Consider the following 16,372-nt stretch of genomic DNA (forward strand, 5'->3'; position numbering starts at 1 on the left):
CGTCGTTACGGATATTTGTATGGGTCGTTATAAAAATCAAGAGGCGGAGACTTGATTGCCGGTCCATGGGACAGTATTTGTAACGAACGTTAGTTAATTGGATAGAGGTGAGGTCTCCGATGCCATTCAATCTTGCGCCAATCGCCGGCTGGTGGGGCGATCGCACGAGCTTCCGCGACAGCGAAGCTGTCGGGCAGCTGCTCGGACCGGAGCTCGTGAGGCGGCTGCGCCGCCCCTTGATGCTGGCAGTGCCGATCATCGCGGCCGCGTTCGGCGCCTCCATGTATCTGGCCCAGGAGCAATATGTTTCGACCGACGATGCGTTCATCCGCGCCGCCAAGGTGACCATCAACGCCCGGGTTTCCGGCCAGGCGGTTGAGATCGCCGTGCGGGACAATCAGCGCGTTCGGCAGGGCCAGGTCCTGTTTCGGATCGATCCAGAGGCTTACCAGATTGCCGTCGATCAGGCAGAGGCCCGGCTCGGCAGTGCGCGCCTGCAGATCGACTCGCTCAAGGCGACCTATCGTCAGCAGCAGGCGGAACTGCAATCGGCCAAAGAATCCGCGTCCTTCGACGAACGAGAGTTCGACCGCAAGAAGATGCTGGTCGCTTCCGACTTCACGCCGCGCGTGGTCTATGAGCGGGCCGAGACGGACATGAAGGTCGCTCGCCACCGCATGGCGTCGATCGAACAGCAGATCGCCAACACGATCGTCGCGCTCAATGGCGATGCCGATATCGACGTCGATCGCCATCCAACGGTTCGCGCGGCCAGGGCGCAGCTCGACCGTGCGCGGCTCGATCTATCCTATGCCACCGTGACGGCGCCCGACGACGGTATCGTGACGAAGGTCGACGATCTGCAGATCGGTGGCTTCGTCAATGCCGGCGCAGCCACGTTCTCGCTGATGTCGAGCCGGCATGTCTGGATCGAGGCGAACTTTCGCGAGACCGGATTGACCCACATGCATCCAGGGCAGGAGGCGACGATCGAGGTCGACGCTTATCCGGATCGCAAATTCAGGGCGCATATCGTCAGCATGAGTCCCGGCACCGGATCGGACTTCTCGATCCTGCCGCCCGAGAATGCCACCGGAAACTGGGTCAAGGTCGTCCAGCGTTTGCCGGTGCGCCTTGAACTCGACGATCTCGATGCAACCCGGCCGCTGTTCTCGGGCATCAGCGTCACGGCGCGGGTCGACACCGGCTATCGCCGCACCTGGCCCCATCTGCTCCAATTCGCGCGCGCGACGGAGGGCAAATGAGTACGCCGCTCCCATCGACTGCTGCGCCCGGCGGTCATCACGCGATCGCCGCGGCCGCCCTCATGGCGACTTACATGCAGGCCGTCAACATTTCGATCCCGAACGCGGCGCTGCCCCACATTCAGGCGACGCTGTCGATGGCCAATGACGAGGTCGGCTGGGTGTTTTCCTCGTATATCGCCGCGAGCGCCGTGACCATGTCGATCACGCAATGGCTGGCGGGTCGCTACGGCCGGAAGGCGGTCTATCAGACCGCCATCGCAATCTTCGTGTTGGGTCTCGTGCTCGACACGCTGGCAACGACGTCGATCCAGTTCGTGCTGGCGCGAATCCTCCAGGGCTTGGCAAGCGGACCGCTCACGCCGCTTTCGCTGGCGATCCTGCTCGAGGTGACGCCGCCGCCGCGACATGCGCGCATGAGCCTGGCGTGGACCGTGTGCTCTCTGCTTGGCATCAGCAGCGGCCCCGCTATCGGCGGCTGGCTCAGTGAATATTACGGCTGGCCGTCGATCTTCTATGTCAGCCTGCCGATGGCCGCCTTCATCTTCCTGACGATGGCTCAGCTGCTGGGCGAGAAGCGCGCGGAGCGAAGCCAGTCCTTCGACTTCTTCGGCCTGACGACGTTCTCCGTCGGCATGATCGGGCTGCAGATGCTGCTCGACCGCGGCGAGCGCCTCGAATGGTTCGCCTCGACGGAGATCTGGGTCGAAGCGATCGCGTCGATCCTGGGCTTCTATCTCTTCATCGTGCACGTCATGACGAAACGAGAGCATTTTCTTCGCACGGCGCTGTTCAGGGATCGCAATCTCGTGCTCTCGACAGTGATCTCCTTTGCGCTTGGCTTCGTCCTGCTGCCGACCCTGGCCTTGACGTCCCCGATGCTGGAGGAATTGCTCAACTACCCGGTCGACACCACGGGCTACATGACCATTCCGCGCGGCGTGGCGCTGGTGGGAGCGCTGGTGCTGACGAGCCTTGTTCCGGCGCAGGTCGATACCCGGCCGTTCCTCGTGGGCGGAATGACGCTGGTGGTCTATGCCAATTGGCTGATGCTCGGCTATTCACCGGCGATGGATTGGCGGCCGGTGGTCGAGGCCGGCCTGCTCCAGGGGGCCGGTATCGGCATGTTGTTGCCGGCGCTCGCCAGGGCCGCGTTCGGCACGCTCGATCCGAAGCTTCGCCCGGAAGGCAGCGCGCTGATCAACCTGTCGCGCCTCTATGGCAGCACCATCGGCATCGCGGTGGTTCAACTGTTCTTCTACGCCAACACGCAGGCCGTGCACATCGCACTTGCAAAGAACCTCACGCCCTACCGTGTCGCCGCTTATTTCGGGGGCTCGGTCGGCAAGCCGGGCCTCGCCGCGCTCAACGGCATGGTCACACGTCAGGCAGCCACGGTCGCAGTCATCGACCAGTTCGAGATCCTGATGTTCGCCATGCTCGTCGTGATCCCGCTCGTGTTCTTTCTCCGCAAGCCGCGGCCCGCCGGTTAACGCCGGGGAGTCGTGAAATACATCGCGTCGTCAATTTCGATCACCTCGTCCCCCGCTTGTGCGGGAGCCGGGGACAAACAAAGGAGCATCAGCATGAATACGTCCGATACGCTTCGTCATACGAGGATTCCCACTCATGCGTCGGGGACGATTCCCGCGGTGGGATTTGGCACGCTCATTCCGGATCCGCTCGTGACCAGGCAGGCCACCAGGGCTGCATTGGAGGCGGGATTTCGACATCTCGACTGTGCGGAGCGCTACCGCAACGAAGCGGCGGTCGGCGACGCGCTCCAGGACGCGTTCAAGGCGGGGACGCTTCAGCGCAAGGACCTGTTCGTGACGACGAAGCTATGGAACACCAATCATCGGCCGGAGCGGGTCAAGCCTGCCTTCGACGCCAGCCGCCGGCGGCTGCAGCTCGACGATGTCGACTGCTACATCATCCATACGCCCTTTGCCTTTCAACCCGGCGACGAGCAGGACCCGCGGGATGAGCGCGGTCGGGTCATCTATGATTCAGGGGTTACGTTGGCGGAGACGTGGGGGGCGCTGGAGCGTCTCGTCGACGAGGGACACTGCAGGTCGATCGGCCTGTCGGACATCACCCTGGAGAAGCTGCGTGAGATCGTTGCGGTCGCGCGGATCAGGCCCGCCATGGTGCAAGTCGAATCGCATCCGTATCTTCCCGAATGGGAGCTGCTCGACTTCTGTCGCGAGCACGGAATTGTGTTGCAGGCGTTTGCAGCGCTGGGACACGCGATGAAGCCGAACCTCCTGGCCGATCCGGTGATCACTGCCATCGCCGAACGCCTGCACAAGACGCCGGCTCAAGTCGCTCTGGCCTGGGCCGTCCAGCGCGGCACGGCGTTTCTGACGACCTCGACCAATTCTCGGCGCATCCAGGAAAACATCGACATCTCGGCCCTGCCCGAAGACGCGATGCGGGAGATGCGGGACCAGATCACGACAAACATCAGGTTCAACACGGTCGTCGAGACCGGCGTGCCCGGATTCATTCCGCGGGCTGGATGAACCGCCGCCGGCCAGCCGACTCGTCAAGCCCGGAGCTGCTCGATCAAATCGTGAGCGCTGCGGATATCGGCGATGTCGGCACCCTCGGTGAACGGCCCGCATGCGCGTTCCAGAATTGCCGAGGCCTCTGCGGTCTGGCCAGCCCCGACCATGAACCGCGCCAGGCTGACCGCGCTTCGCAGCTCCCAGAAACGCGCGCCTTGCTGGACGGCAATGTCCATGGCCTCGCGAAAGCGCGCCTCGGCGTCTTCTGAATGCCGCGCGCTCCTGAGCATCAACTCTCCCTTGATGCGGATCAGCTCGGGCAGATACCAGAGTTCCTGCCGGTCGTTGCAGCGGGTCAGGACATCCCCGATCACGTCGAGGCCGCGATCGACCTGGTCGGCCGCTCCGGAACACGCGGCGAGCTCGCCGAGCAGGGGCAGAAAGCGTGGCAGGAAGCGCGCATCGCCGGCGCGATTGAGCTCCTCGCGCAGCAGCGGCAGGCCGGTTGCGACGTCGCCGCGTTTTACCATGACTGCGGCATTGAAAGCCCTTGCCCACAGGCCCCACAGCCGGATCGCGTGGCGCTCGGTGTGTTCGAGCAGCTCGGTGCCGTGACGCTCCGCGGCGTCGAAATCGCCGGACCAGAAGGCAATCGGACAGGCGGCCTGCCCGAGCACGCTGCAGAAGGTCAGCGCATGGCCGTTGGCGCGGCCTTCCTCGATGTTTCTGGCAGTGAGGGCTTGAGCCTGATCGGCCAGGCCCTGAAGCCACAGGATGCGAGCCCGAAAATATTGGGTCGAGATTCTCAGATCGAGCGGGAAGATCTTCGGCTTCTCCGCCAACACATGCAGCGACGCATTGACCCGGTCGATGCGCAGCCGTGCCTCGTTCTGGTCTCCGAGATAGTGCAGCGCGACGGCCATCAGCCGGTCGCCCAGCATGACATCAGTCTTGTCGGGCGAGTTCGCCGCTGCGTTCGCAAAGCGATCGGCGAGCGCACGGGCCTTGCCGAACTGTCCGTTGTTGAACTGGTCGATGCACAAGCCCCAGAGCGCGCGCAGCCGGAAATCCTTGTCGTCGAGCCTGTCGGCCAGCTCGAGGGTCGTCTCGAGGATCGGACGCGCCTCGCGCGCGCGGCCCTCGCCATACATCAGCGACCAGCCGAGCGCCGACAGGAGCTGCATGCGGATGCGGTCGTCGTCGGGGGTGTCTCCGAGCGCTGCGAGCGCCGTTCTGCTGCGCTCACGGCATTCCGCGAACAGCGAAAGACGTACCCACAGCGTGACCGCGGCCGCCGTCAGCGCGATACCGAGTCGCGCCTCGCCGTCGGGGCCGAAGGCCCAGTCCAACGCCGCGCGCACATTGTCCAGCTCCGCGCCATAGATGCTCAGCCATTCGGGCAGCGGCGTCGAGGTGTCGGCCTCCGCGCGCTCGAAGAAATCGCGAAAATGCTCCGCATGACGCCGCGCGAAATGCCTGGTTTCGCCGAGCTCGTTGAGTTTTCCGTGCGCATAGGTGCGCGTGGTGTCGAGCAGCCGATAGCGCAGCGTCCGCGAACCGGACGGCGAGATCAGCGACTTGGTCACCAGGCTGTCGATCGCTTCGAGAGTCTCGGATGCGTTGAGGCCGTCACCGGACGCGACCGCGGCAGCGGCCTCCGGGGCGAAAGGCCCGGCAAAGACCGAAAGGCGTCGCAGCGTGGCGCTCTCCGCGGCGGGCAGAAGGTCGTAGCTCCAGTCGAGGGCCGCAGCGAGTGTCTGGTGCCGTGGCACGGCGGTGCGCCGGCCCCGCCATTGCAGCGAAAAGCGGCTGTCGAGCAGGGATGCCGTGCCGGCGATGCCGTAAGCATTGACGCGGCCCGCGGCGAGCTCGATCGCCAGCGCGATGCCGTCGAGGCGCCGGCAGATGCTCGCGACGAGGGGCGCCTCTTCTGCGCTGAGCTGGAACGGGCCCGAGCTCTGCGCGATACGCTCGACGAAGAGTTGAGCCGCGGGGTAGGCGAGGACCTCGGCGACCGCAAGCCCTTCGCGCTCGGGCGGACAATCCAGCGGGAACAGCCGGAAAATCCGCTCGCCTTCGCTCCGGAACGACTCGCGGCTGGTTGCGAGAACACGAAGCTGCGGTGCCTCGCGAACGATGCGCTCGACGAGCGGCGCCAGATTGTCCAGCACATGTTCGCAACTGTCGAAGATCAGCAGGGTCGGGCCGGTCTTCAGAAACGTCAGCAGGGCCGGCGTCGGATCCTCCGCGCTGATGGTCAGTCCGAGCGCCGAAGCAATGGTGGTGGCGATGTGACTGGCATCCCTCAGCGGACCGAAGTCGACAAAGAAGACACGTCCGCCGAAATCCTGGGAACGGCGATGTCCGACGGTGACGGCGACGGCGGTCTTGCCGATGCCGCCCGGGCCGACGACGGTCATGAAGCGATAAAGCGAAAGTCCGTTCGAGATCTTCTCGATGACATCTTCCCGGCCGACCATCTTCGTAAGCTGAGCGGGCAGAGACCGGGGAAGGACGATTTCGGCCGGGGGTGAGGCGGCCGGCGGGGCTGCTTGAGCGAACGAGGCGACAAAGCAATAGCCGCGGCCGGGCACGTTGACGACATAACGGGCCGACTTGCCGGTGTCGCCGAGCGCCTTGCGTAGCGCCGCGACATGGAAGCGCAGGCTGCCCTCGTCGACATTGACGTCGGCCCAGATGCGCTTGACCAGCTCTCTCTTGTCGACGACTTCGCCGGGGCGTGCGGCCAGGAAGATGAGAATGTCGAGCGCGCGGCCGCCGACGTGAAGCGGCGCGCCCTCCTTCTCCAAGAGCCGGGACTTCGGAAACAGTCGAAATGGCCCAAAGGAAATGGCCGAGTCTTCGCTATGATCTGGCACGCGCCATCGCCCCCTCGAAGGGAGTCAAAAGGTATTACTTTCTGGTCTACCAGAACGAGGCGTACAGTAAACTGGCCGAAAGCAGTGGGCAGGTCTGGCAGCCCTGCGCGGACGGCTTGGGTCGGCCGGCTCGCCGAAATAATCCTTGAAAAGTAAAGAGTTAGGCCGACGTGACAATGCGATGACGCCGAGACTTGTCCGGACGTAGCATTGACTGCGGGCGCGGATTGCTGTGATGGCTGGTCCGGGAGCCGGTCCCACCACACATGACTGCCGACTTCCGGAATTTGAGCATGCCTTCCTTCACGCGGCGACAATTCGTCCATGCGTTATCGGGCGCAGCGGCGCTTGCCGCGCTTCCCCGCAGCGGACAGGCCGCCGACTATCCGTCTCGTCCCATTCGCCTGGTGATTCCCTACGGAGCCGGCGGATCGGGCGACCAGATCGGGCGCCCGTGGGTCGATAGGATGTCGTCGCTGCTCGGGCCGACCTTCGTCGAATATATCGGCGGCGCGGGTGGCGCGATCGGGACCGCGGCGGTCGCGCGCGAGGAGCCCGACGGCTATTCGCTGCTGCTCGGCAACGGTAGCACGCAGGTCATCATTCCGCTGACGTCGGCGAATCCCGGCTACTCTGTCGGTGATTTCCGCGCCATCTACCGCCTGATCAACAGCGCGCTGGTTTTCGCCATCCATCCGTCGGTCCCCGCCGCAAATTTGCGCGACCTGATCGGCTACGCGAAAGCCAATCCGGGAAAGCTGTCCTATGGCACGCCGGGGATCGCGACCGGAAATCATCTGGTCGGCGAGTCCTTCAAGCAGCAGGCCGGCGCGTTGGACATCGTCCACGTGCCCTATCGGGGCATCGCGCAGGCGACCAACGACCTCGTCAGCGGCCAGATATCGCTGGTCATTGCCGTCATGTCAGTTCAATTGCAGCAACTGGCTCAAGCCGGGAAAGTCAGGCTGCTGGCGGTCACCACCGAAAGGCGGCTGAGCGGGGCGCCGGAGATTCCGACCGCCGTCGAATCCGGCATGCCCGACATCCGTTATGAGGGATGGTTCGGTCTGTTCGCACCCAAGGACACCGACGATGCGATCATCGACCGGATCGCGCAGGCGACGCGCCTCGCCATGGCCGATACGGCGCTTCTGGCGAGCTATCGCGCCCAGGGCATGGAGCCCGACAACGATTCAAGCCCGGACAAATTCCAGCGCATCGTCGAGGCCACATCCGCAAGCCTGGCGCCCCTGATCAAATCGATCGGGCTGAGCAATTTGTGAGGCCGCTCAGGCGTCGGCGCGCGTAATAAGACGAGCCGACAGCGTGACGAGGCCCATCAGCGCGGCCAGGAGCCAGAACGCCATCGGCAATCCGCCAAGACGTGCGACGAAGCCGACACCGGCAGGGCCGACGAGAATGCCGGCATAGCCGGCGGTCGTGATCGCGGCGACGGCGAGCCCCGTGGGCATCACCGTCTGCCTCGCCGCCCGGCGGAACAGCACCGGCACGAGGTTCGATGCGCCGAGGCCGATGAGCAGGAAGCCGGCCACGGCGACCGCCACGACGGGAGCCGTGAGCAGGACCACGAAGCCCGCGATCGCAATGAGGCTGCCCCAGAACAAGGTCGCGCGGTCGCCGATGCGCGCGACGACGGCGTCACCGCCGAGCCGTCCCATCGTCATCGCGACCGAGAACACGATGTAGCCGATCCCGCCTTGCGTCTCTGAGACGAGGCCCGCGCCGATGACGAGCAACGCGCCCCAATCGAGCATCGCGCCTTCGACGAGGAAGGTGATGGCGCCGAGCAATGCGAGCAGGAGTACGGAGCCGTGCGGCAGCACGAACAGCGGTCCTTCCTGCAGCTGGGCTGAACGAAGCAGGCGCGGCCAGGCCGCCAGCATCGCGATCAGCATCAGGACGGAGCAGATCAGCGTGCACGCGAGCGCACCGAGTTGCAGCGAGAGCAGCGCGGTCATCAGCGCGGACCCGGCGAAGCCGCCGATGCTGAACAGCGCGTGGAAGCCGGACATCAGCGGACGTCCCGCGGCGCGCTCCACCTCCACCGCGTGGATGTTCATGGCGACGTCGATGGAGCCGAGCGCGGCGCCAAATGCGAGGAGTGCCAGCGCCAGCGTCGCGGGCGAGCTCGCGATGGTCAGCAGAGGCAGGACCAGGGCAAGACCGAGCCCGCCCGCAATGATGATCGGCTTGCTGCCATAGCGCGCGCTCAGCACACCGGTCAGAAGCATTGCGACGACGGAGCCGATGCCGAGGCTGAGCAGGAGCAGTCCGAGGATGCCGTCGTCGACGGCGAGCCGCGCCTTCGCGAACGGCACCAGCGGTGCCCAGCACGCCATGCCGAAGCCCGCGACGAGGAAGGCAAGCCTGGTCGCAAGGCGCGTTGCCGGCCGGTCGGCAGAATGCATGGGAACTCCGGGGGAGAAGCAGGGGCGAGGGCGATCGACAAGCCCCGGAATTGCCGCGTCTTTATGTCCGCGGCGGGCTCGAATTGTCGCAGGCAATCTTCGATAGCTGCAAGCGGACGCGCAGGCCCTTGGGTTCGTTGTCGAGCAGCTGAAGCGTTCCGTCATGCGCGGTCACGATCGCCTGCGCGATCGAGAGGCCGAGGCCAAATCCGGCGGTCCCGTCCATGGTGCGGGCTTCCTCTCCGCGCACGAAGGGCTCCAGCATCGCAGCCTTCCTTTCATCGGGAATGCCTGGTCCGTCGTCGGAAACGTCGACGACGAGCCGGTCCCCGGCCATCAACAGCGCGACGTCGACTTCGGTTCCGAAGCGCGTCGCGTTCTGGACCAGGTTGGTGACCGCGCGGATGATCTCGTCCGGCCGCAGGACGAAGGCGGCCCTGTCGGGGCCTGAATAGGTCACGGCATATCCGGAATCCGAAAACTGCTCGCAGACCATCTGAAGCAGCGCCGCGACGTCCACCAGCGTCGGCTTGACCGGGCTTTCACTGCGCAGCAACGACAGCACCGATTCGAGCATCGACTGCATCTGGTCGAGGTCGCGCACCGTCTGCGTGCGTTGTGCCGGATCCTCGATATATTCCGAGCGCAGCCGCAGCCGCGTGATCGGCGTGCGCAGATCGTGGCTGATGGCCGCGAGCATGCGGGTTCGGTCGTTCATCAGCGTGGTGATGCGCTCGCGCATCCGGTTGAGGGCTCTTGCCGCGGACCTGATCTCCTCCGGCCCGTTTTCGGGCAGCGGCGCGGACGACCGATTCAGGCTGAAATCCTCCGCCGCCCGGGCGAAGGCCGACAAGGGCGAGGAGAGCGCGCGACCGGCCCAGACGCCGAGCAGCGTCACGCTTGCGACCAGGAACAAGAGCGTGCTGGTCCAGAGGCCGCTGACGAATTGCGGCATCTTGAATGATCCGATCGTGGCCTCGAGCACGTCGTCATTCGCCAAATAGAACCAGATGCGATTGTCTTCCGGCGCGGCGCCTCGAATGAGATCGGCCCGGCCGTCCAGCGATGACGGGATGTTCAGGGGGACCCGCTCGGGCAACGGCGCGGTGGAGGCGGAAACACCTTCTTTCAATCGGAGCCTGAGCGCCGGAAAAGTTCGGCTGATGCTTTCCAGGACGGGACCGCGCTCCGCTTGCGGCGTATTGGCGATGATCCTCGCGATCAGCTCGAACTGCTCGATGGACGTGTCCGCGAGCAGCATCGGCCGGTTGAGCAGGAAATACCCGCCGATCAGGACATGGATCAGGATCAGCGAGCCCAGGATCAAGGCCGCGATCTGGCCGCTGATCCGCCTGAAGCTGAAGAGTGCGACGATGTCGGCGACGCGGCTCATGCTTCCTCCACCACCGGAGTGAAGACGTAGCCGCCGGTGCGGACGGTCCTGATCATCGAGGTCCCCTCCGTCCGGTCGAGCTTGCGGCGCAGCCGGCTGACCAGCACGTCGATGCTGCGGCCAAAGCTTCCTCCGGGGCGGCCACGCGTCATGCTCAGGAGGTTGTCACGGGTCAGGATGCGGCCGGCGCGTTCGCAGAAGACTTGCAGCAGATCGAATTCGGCGCTGGTCAGCGGCACCTGCGCGCCTTCGGGGTCGCGCAATTCCCGCAGGCGAAGTTCGATGATCCAGCCCTGGAACTTGAGGCGTGTGGCTGCGGAGCCGGCGGCCAATCCGCTGGTATGGCGGCGCAGGACCGCGTTGATCCTGGCGAGAAGTTCGCGCGGGTTGAACGGCTTTGGCAGATAGTCGTCGGCTCCCATCTCGAGGCCCAGGATCCGGTCGAGATCCTCGCCTTTTGCGGTGAGGATGATGATCGGCGTCGTGGAATCCATGCGCAGGCGGCGGCAGACGCTCAATCCGTCCTCTCCCGGCAGCATCAGGTCGAGCACGATCAGGTCGACCCGGTTCTGCGAGAGATAGCGGTCCATCTCCTTGCCGTTCGTGACCGCGTTGACCGAGAATTTGTGATCGCGCAGATAGCGCGCGATGAGGTCGCGGGTCTGCTGATCGTCCTCGACGATCAGGATGTTCTGCGTGCCGTTCGTCATGATTGAAATCGCATCGGGGGCGCCGATCGTTGATCGATTTGCGGACGATTGTCTCGCCCGAAGTACTACGGTCATGCTGCAATCCTACGGTCAGTCACGGCTCAGCGCCACCACGGGGTCGAGGAATGCGGCGCGGCGGGCGGGGAAAAAGCCGAATGCGACCCCGATCCCGGTCGAGGTCAGGAACGCCGCGCCGATCGAGAACAGCGAATAGCTGACCTCGAATCCCGGGACCGCGACGTTGATGGCGACGCCGAGCAGGATCGCGACGAGAATGCCGGCGATGCCGCCGATCGACGAAATCAGGGTCGCCTCGACCAGGAACTGCTGAAGGATGTCGCTCCGCCTGGCGCCGACCGCCATGCGGACGCCGATCTCGCTGATCCGCTCCGAGACGGACACCAGCATGATGTTCATGACGCCGATGCCGCCGACGACCAGCGAGATGACCGCGATTGCGGCCACGAGGAACGCCAGGGTCTGCGTCGTGCTCGTGATCGTGCGGCGGATGTCGTCGGTGTTGAGGATGACGAAATCCTTCGTGTTGTGCCGCTGCGTCAGCAGTGTGGTGACCGCATCCTGCGCCAGCGCGGTCGAGACCTCGTCGCTGATCCGCAGCAGGACGCTGCGAAGCGCGCGGTCGCCCGTGAACTGGGCCTGCACGGTGGTATAGGGGAGGTAGACCGAAAGGTTCTGGTTCGAGCCGAATCCGCCCTGCTGCTGGGCGATGACGCCGACGATGCGGCAGGGCACCTTGCCCAGCCAGATGACGCGGCCGATGCCCGCGGTCTGGTCGTCGGCGAAGAAGGTCTTGCGGGTGTTGTCGTCGATGACGGCCTGGCGCTCGATATTGCGAACAGCCTCGGTATCGAACAGGCGTCCCTTCGCGAGCTTGGCGCCCTTGACCTGGAAATAGCTTTCGCCGACGCCGTTCACCAGCACATTGGACTCGTTGCCGCGGTATCGGACGGTGGTGCTGGTCGAGACCGTCGGCGTCACGCCGGCAATGAAATTCTGGCGGTCGAGCGCGCGGGCATCGTCGACGACCAGCGTCTTGATCTTGCCGGCGCGGGCGTCGCCGAAATCCTTGCCCGGAAAGACCTCGATGGTGTTGGTGCCGAGGCTTGCGATGTCGGACAGCACCTTGCGCTGGGACGCGTTGCCGAGCGCGACCACGGACGACACCGCCGCGATGCCGATGATGATGCCGAGCATCGTCAGGAAGGCGCGCAGCCGATGCGCGGCCATCGACACCAGCGCCATTCGCGATGCCTCCCGCAAACGTCCCAAGGCGCCGGCCCAGCCGGCTCCGCTGTCCCATGCGGTTCGGGCGACCGCTTCTGTCGGCTCTGGTGCGGTTGTGCCGTCCGTACGGCGATCGGAGGCGATCTCGCCGTCCCGCAACTCGATGACGCGCTCGGCCCTGGCGGCGACATCGGCATCGTGGGTGACGATGATGATCGTCCGCCCCTCGCGGTGCAGCTCCTTCAGGATCTTGAGGACTTCTTCACCGCTGCGCCGGTCGAGCGCACCGGTCGGTTCGTCCGCCAGGATCACCTCGGCGCCGTTGATCAGCGCCCGTGCGATCGAGACGCGCTGCTGCTGGCCGCCCGAGAGCTGGTTCGGGCGATGGCCGCTTCTATCGCCGACGCCGAGCCGATCGAGCAGCCCGTTCGCACGCGTGCGCCGCTCGCGCGCCTTCAGGCCGGCATAGACGGCAGGGATCTCGACATTCGCTGCGGCAGAGAGGTCCCCGAGCAGATTGTAACGCTGGAAGATGAAGCCGAAATGCTCGCGGCGCAGCGCCGCCAACGCATCGGCGTCGAGCTCCGATACGTTCTTGCCGGCGACGCGATAAGCCCCCGATGTCGGACGATCGAGGCAGCCGAGGATGTTGAGCAGCGTCGATTTGCCGGACCCGGACGAGCCAATGATTGCGACCATCTCGCCGGGCGCGATGCTCAGCGACACATCGTCGAGGGCGACCACCTGGGTGTCGCCGGCCGTGAACTCCCGCCGGATATTTTCGAGTGCGATGATCGGATCGGTCATGTCAGGGACCTCCGCCACCCGGTGGGCCGCCCGACATGCCGCGCGATGTGGTCTGCTCGTTGGCCTCGCCGGTGACGACCCGCTCGCCCTCGGCGAGGCCGGATCTGATCTCGACAATGGTGCGATCGTTGAGGCCAGTCTTGACCTCGCGCTCGCTGACGTCACCCGACGCGGCGAGGGTGCGCACCGTGCTGCGGCCGTCGGATTTTCGCATCACCGCCAGCGCCGGAATGACCTTCACCCGCTTGGCCTCGCCGGTGATGATATGCACTTCTGCGGTCATGTAGGTTCGCAGCGCATAATCCTTGTTGGGAACGTTGAAGACGCCGATGTAGTAGATCGCCGTGCTGGTCGAGCTTGACGAGCTCGAACTCGACGACGTTGTGGTCGAGGAAAAACTGGCGTCGGTCTTGATCGATTCGGGCGCCGGCTCGATCTGCTCCAGCCGTGCTTCGTAGCGATGGTCCTGGTCGCCGAGGATGGTGAAGTAGAGCGATTGCCCCGGCTTGACCTTGACGATGTCGGCTTCGGAAATCTCCGCCCGCACGGTCATCGTCTCGAGCTGGCCGAGCACGACGATGGTCGGCGCAGATTGCACCGCGTTGACCGTCTGTCCTTCCTGCACCACGGTGGCGAGCACCGTGCCGTCGATCGGCGCGGTGATGCGAGTGTATTCGAGGTTGACCCGGGCCGTCTCGACGCTGGCTTCGGCACCCACGATCAGCGCTTCGAGTGCGGCAATCTGGGCACGGGTCTGGCGCGCGGTCGAATCCGCGCTGTCGAAATCGCTGCGCGAGGTCGCGCGCTGCGCCAATGTCGCCTGCTGGCGCGTGAGATTCGCTTCGGCCAGCACCAGCGCGGCCTCCTTCTCGTCTTTCTGCGCGCGATAGTTCTTCAGCGAGGCTTCGGAGCTGCGCAGATCGTTCTGCTTGGTGACGGGGTCGATCTGGGCGATGACGTCGCCGGCCTTGACCGTGTCGCCGACGCGGACGTTGAGCGTGGTGATCCGGCCCGACACCTGTGCACCGACGGCGGTCAACCGCGCCGGCTTGAGCGTGCCGCTGGCGAGCACCTCCTCGCGCAGATCGCTGACGGCGACCGGCGCGGTGATGTAGGATTGCGCCTTGCTCGACGTTCCCGGGAAGCGCGTCGCCGCGACGACGCCTGTTACCACGACGGCAAGGAGCGCGGCGGCGATCTTCAGCCGTTTGGCGGTGATGATGTCAGTCACTTGACCGTCTCCCGCCAGTGCGGCCCCGTGTTGGTGTCCACGATGATCGGCGTCGAGGTGTCGACCGGATCGGACCAGCCGCCGCCGAGCGCCTTTGCGAGGGAAATGTAGTCCTTGGCGGCGGAGACCTTGCTCTGGATCAGGGAGTCCTCAGCCGAATAGAGCGAGCGCTCGGCGTCGAGCACGTCGATGAAGCTGGCGCTGCCGGTTTCGAACAACGATCGCGACAGCCGCGCGGCCTCACGGTAGTTCTTCGCCGCCTCCGTCAGCTTGGTGGCGCGCACGCGCTCTTGCGACAGCGACACCAGCGCGTTCTCGACATCTTCCAGCGCGGTGAGCAGGGTCGAATGGAATGTCGCAAACGCCTGGTCGCGTTGCGCCTCCGCAATCCTCACTGTTGCCAGCCGCTTGCCCGCGTCGAACACCGGCACGGTGACCGAGGGACCGACCGACCAGCTCACGCTGGAATACTTTGCGAGATCGCCGGCGCGCAGCGCGGAGGTGCCGACCGAGCCGGTCAACGACACCGCGGGATAACGGTCCGCTTCGGCCTGGCCGATCTTGGCGGTGGCCTGCGCCAGCTTGCGTTCGGCGCTTGCGACGTCGGGACGGCTCTGGAGAAGGTCGGCGGGCAATCCGGTCGGCAGCGGCATGCGCGGGGCAGGGACGGCTGCGGACCGCGCGAGCATCGAGGCGACGCCATCCGGCGGTCGCCCGAGCAGGATTCCGAGCCGATGAACATCGGCGGCGAGCGCGGCCTGATATGTCGGTACGTTGGCTTCGGTGCTGGCCGCCTGGGCGGTGGCCTTGGCGAGATCGACGGCGTTGCCGCTGCCGGCTTCGTATTTGCTGCGGGTGAGCTTTTCGGTGTCGCGCTGCGAGACCGATGTCCGCTGCGCCAGTGCGATCCTGGCCTGATAGCCCCGCGCTTCAACGTAATACGCAGCGACGTCGCCGATCAGCGTGACGAGGCTGTCGCGCAGATCCTCCTCGGCCGACTGTTCCCCGCGCAGCGCCGCCTCGATGCTCCGCTGCGTGCCGCCGAACAGATCGAGCTCCCAGCTCGAGTCGAAGCTCCCCTGGTGCAGCGTGTAGGGTGCGCTGTCGACGAGAACGGAAGAGGAGGCGGCGCTGGTCTTGTTGTTCGTCAGCGAGGCCGTGCCGCTCACGGACGGAAACAGGCCTGCATTGGTCTGCTGCAGCGTGGCGCGCGCCTCGCGCACGACCGCTTTGGCCTTTGCGACATCAGGGTTGGCTTGCACGGCCTCTTCGATGAGCCGGTTGAGCAAGGGATCGCGCAGGCGTAGCCACCAACGATCGAGCTTGCCGGCGTCCCGACGCGAAGCGGTCCTGGTGCTCCAATGCGAGGGCAGGTCGGGCTTGAGCGGACCGGTATAATCCGGGCCGACCGCGCAGCCGGCCAATGCGCCGCCCAGCATCAGCGCAACGCAGACTGATCTCGCGCGCGAGATGGCGCTGCGCAACAGGCCGGGCGTCGGATGATGGCTCTCCTCTGCAGATGGCACGGGATTTACGAACAACGAGTGTGACGGCATCAAATCGGTTGAAATCCATTGACCTTGCCCCGAAGGAGAGGCGGCGCTCGTGGCCCCGGGGGGCCGGCCGCGTCAAAGGCGGGGCAGGGGTGATTAGCCGGTCGATCATGGCCATTCGGCAGACAGATTGTTGCTGAATGTAAACAGATGTTGCCTGGCATCTCGGCCACCGGTGGGCCGCCCGTCGGGCAAAACACCGGGGCATCCCGACTTGCGCCGGTGTCAAGCCGCGCCGGTAAAAATATTCCACTTTACCGAAATTCGGAAATAGCGTATGTGTCGCCCATCCCGGCTCATCCTTGAGGGGCGATCTTGTGGTCGTCATGTTCGCGAGCCGGGCTTGCGGT

11 protein-coding genes are annotated in these 16,372 nt (G+C 65.2%); 4 read left to right on the forward strand and 7 right to left on the reverse strand.

Annotated features, from left to right (window positions below):
* The first annotated feature begins 119 nt into the window (after positions 1-119).
* The 3 genes from JQ591_RS19085 (at position 120) to JQ591_RS19095 (ending at position 3,790) form a co-directional block, all read left to right on the forward strand.
* Positions 120-1,265 (forward strand): HlyD family secretion protein, encoded by a 1,146-nt coding sequence (locus tag JQ591_RS19085; protein ID WP_211397545.1) that lies wholly within the window; start codon positions 120-122, stop codon positions 1,263-1,265.
* A complete protein-coding gene (locus JQ591_RS19090) occupies positions 1,262-2,758 on the forward strand; it encodes an MDR family MFS transporter (protein WP_211397546.1) in 1,497 nt (498 codons plus the stop codon). Before JQ591_RS19085 ends, JQ591_RS19090 begins: the two co-directional genes overlap by 4 nt.
* A 93-nt stretch (positions 2,759-2,851) precedes the next feature.
* Positions 2,852-3,790, forward strand: coding sequence for an aldo/keto reductase (locus JQ591_RS19095; RefSeq protein WP_211397547.1), 939 nt, complete (start codon positions 2,852-2,854; stop codon positions 3,788-3,790).
* Positions 3,791-3,813: 23 nt separating this feature from the next.
* On the opposite strand, the gene JQ591_RS19100 is transcribed toward JQ591_RS19095, so the two are convergent.
* A complete protein-coding gene (locus JQ591_RS19100; RefSeq protein WP_211397548.1) occupies positions 3,814-6,654 on the reverse strand; it encodes an ATP-binding protein in 2,841 nt (946 codons plus the stop codon).
* Positions 6,655-6,947: 293 nt separating this feature from the next.
* On the opposite strand from JQ591_RS19100, the gene JQ591_RS19105 reads away from it, so the two are divergent.
* The gene (locus JQ591_RS19105) at positions 6,948-7,937 is read left to right on the forward strand and encodes a Bug family tripartite tricarboxylate transporter substrate binding protein (RefSeq protein ID WP_211397549.1); all 990 of its coding nucleotides are present in this window, start codon (positions 6,948-6,950) and stop codon (positions 7,935-7,937) included.
* 6 nt (positions 7,938-7,943) lie between these two features.
* Here the strand turns inward: JQ591_RS19105 and JQ591_RS19110 are convergent, their stop codons facing one another.
* From JQ591_RS19110 to JQ591_RS19135, 6 genes are all read right to left on the reverse strand, one after another.
* On the reverse strand, positions 7,944-9,083 hold the full coding sequence (locus tag JQ591_RS19110) for an MFS transporter (protein WP_211397550.1): 1,140 nt from the start codon (positions 9,081-9,083) through the stop codon (positions 7,944-7,946).
* Positions 9,084-9,144: 61 nt separating this feature from the next.
* Positions 9,145-10,476: an ATP-binding protein gene (locus JQ591_RS19115; RefSeq protein WP_211397551.1), complete on the reverse strand. Its 1,332-nt coding sequence runs from the start codon at positions 10,474-10,476 to the stop codon at positions 9,145-9,147.
* Positions 10,473-11,186, reverse strand: a complete 714-nt coding sequence (locus JQ591_RS19120) for a response regulator (RefSeq protein WP_211397552.1) — start codon at positions 11,184-11,186, stop codon at positions 10,473-10,475. Before JQ591_RS19120 ends, JQ591_RS19115 begins: the two co-directional genes overlap by 4 nt.
* Before the next feature lie 90 nt (positions 11,187-11,276).
* The gene (locus JQ591_RS19125; protein ID WP_211397553.1) at positions 11,277-13,238 is read right to left on the reverse strand and encodes a MacB family efflux pump subunit; all 1,962 of its coding nucleotides are present in this window, start codon (positions 13,236-13,238) and stop codon (positions 11,277-11,279) included.
* 1 nt (position 13,239) lies between these two features.
* Positions 13,240-14,469 (reverse strand): efflux RND transporter periplasmic adaptor subunit, encoded by a 1,230-nt coding sequence (locus tag JQ591_RS19130; protein ID WP_211397554.1) that lies wholly within the window; start codon positions 14,467-14,469, stop codon positions 13,240-13,242.
* A complete protein-coding gene (locus JQ591_RS19135) occupies positions 14,466-15,995 on the reverse strand; it encodes an efflux transporter outer membrane subunit (protein ID WP_349630389.1) in 1,530 nt (509 codons plus the stop codon). The genes JQ591_RS19130 and JQ591_RS19135 overlap by 4 nt, the downstream gene beginning before the upstream one ends.
* Positions 15,996-16,372: the final 377 nt, after the last annotated feature.

Origin of the sequence: Bradyrhizobium canariense (assembly GCF_018130465.1) — a bacterium.
GTDB lineage: Bacteria > Pseudomonadota > Alphaproteobacteria > Rhizobiales > Xanthobacteraceae > Bradyrhizobium > Bradyrhizobium canariense_C.

Excerpts from the sequence above, each read along its gene's own strand:
- JQ591_RS19085 (WP_211397545.1), top strand. The coding sequence starts at position 120 with ATGCCATTCAATCTTGCGCCAATCGCCGGCTGGTGGGGCGATCGCACG.
- JQ591_RS19090 (WP_211397546.1), top strand. The coding sequence starts at position 1,262 with ATGAGTACGCCGCTCCCATCGACTGCTGCGCCCGGCGGTCATCACGCG.
- JQ591_RS19095 (WP_211397547.1), top strand. The coding sequence starts at position 2,852 with ATGAATACGTCCGATACGCTTCGTCATACGAGGATTCCCACTCATGCG.
- JQ591_RS19105 (WP_211397549.1), top strand. The coding sequence starts at position 6,948 with ATGCCTTCCTTCACGCGGCGACAATTCGTCCATGCGTTATCGGGCGCA.
- JQ591_RS19110 (WP_211397550.1), bottom strand. The coding sequence starts at position 9,083 with ATGCATTCTGCCGACCGGCCGGCAACGCGCCTTGCGACCAGGCTTGCC.
- JQ591_RS19115 (WP_211397551.1), bottom strand. The coding sequence starts at position 10,476 with ATGAGCCGCGTCGCCGACATCGTCGCACTCTTCAGCTTCAGGCGGATC.
- JQ591_RS19120 (WP_211397552.1), bottom strand. The coding sequence starts at position 11,186 with ATGACGAACGGCACGCAGAACATCCTGATCGTCGAGGACGATCAGCAG.
- JQ591_RS19125 (WP_211397553.1), bottom strand. The coding sequence starts at position 13,238 with ATGACCGATCCGATCATCGCACTCGAAAATATCCGGCGGGAGTTCACG.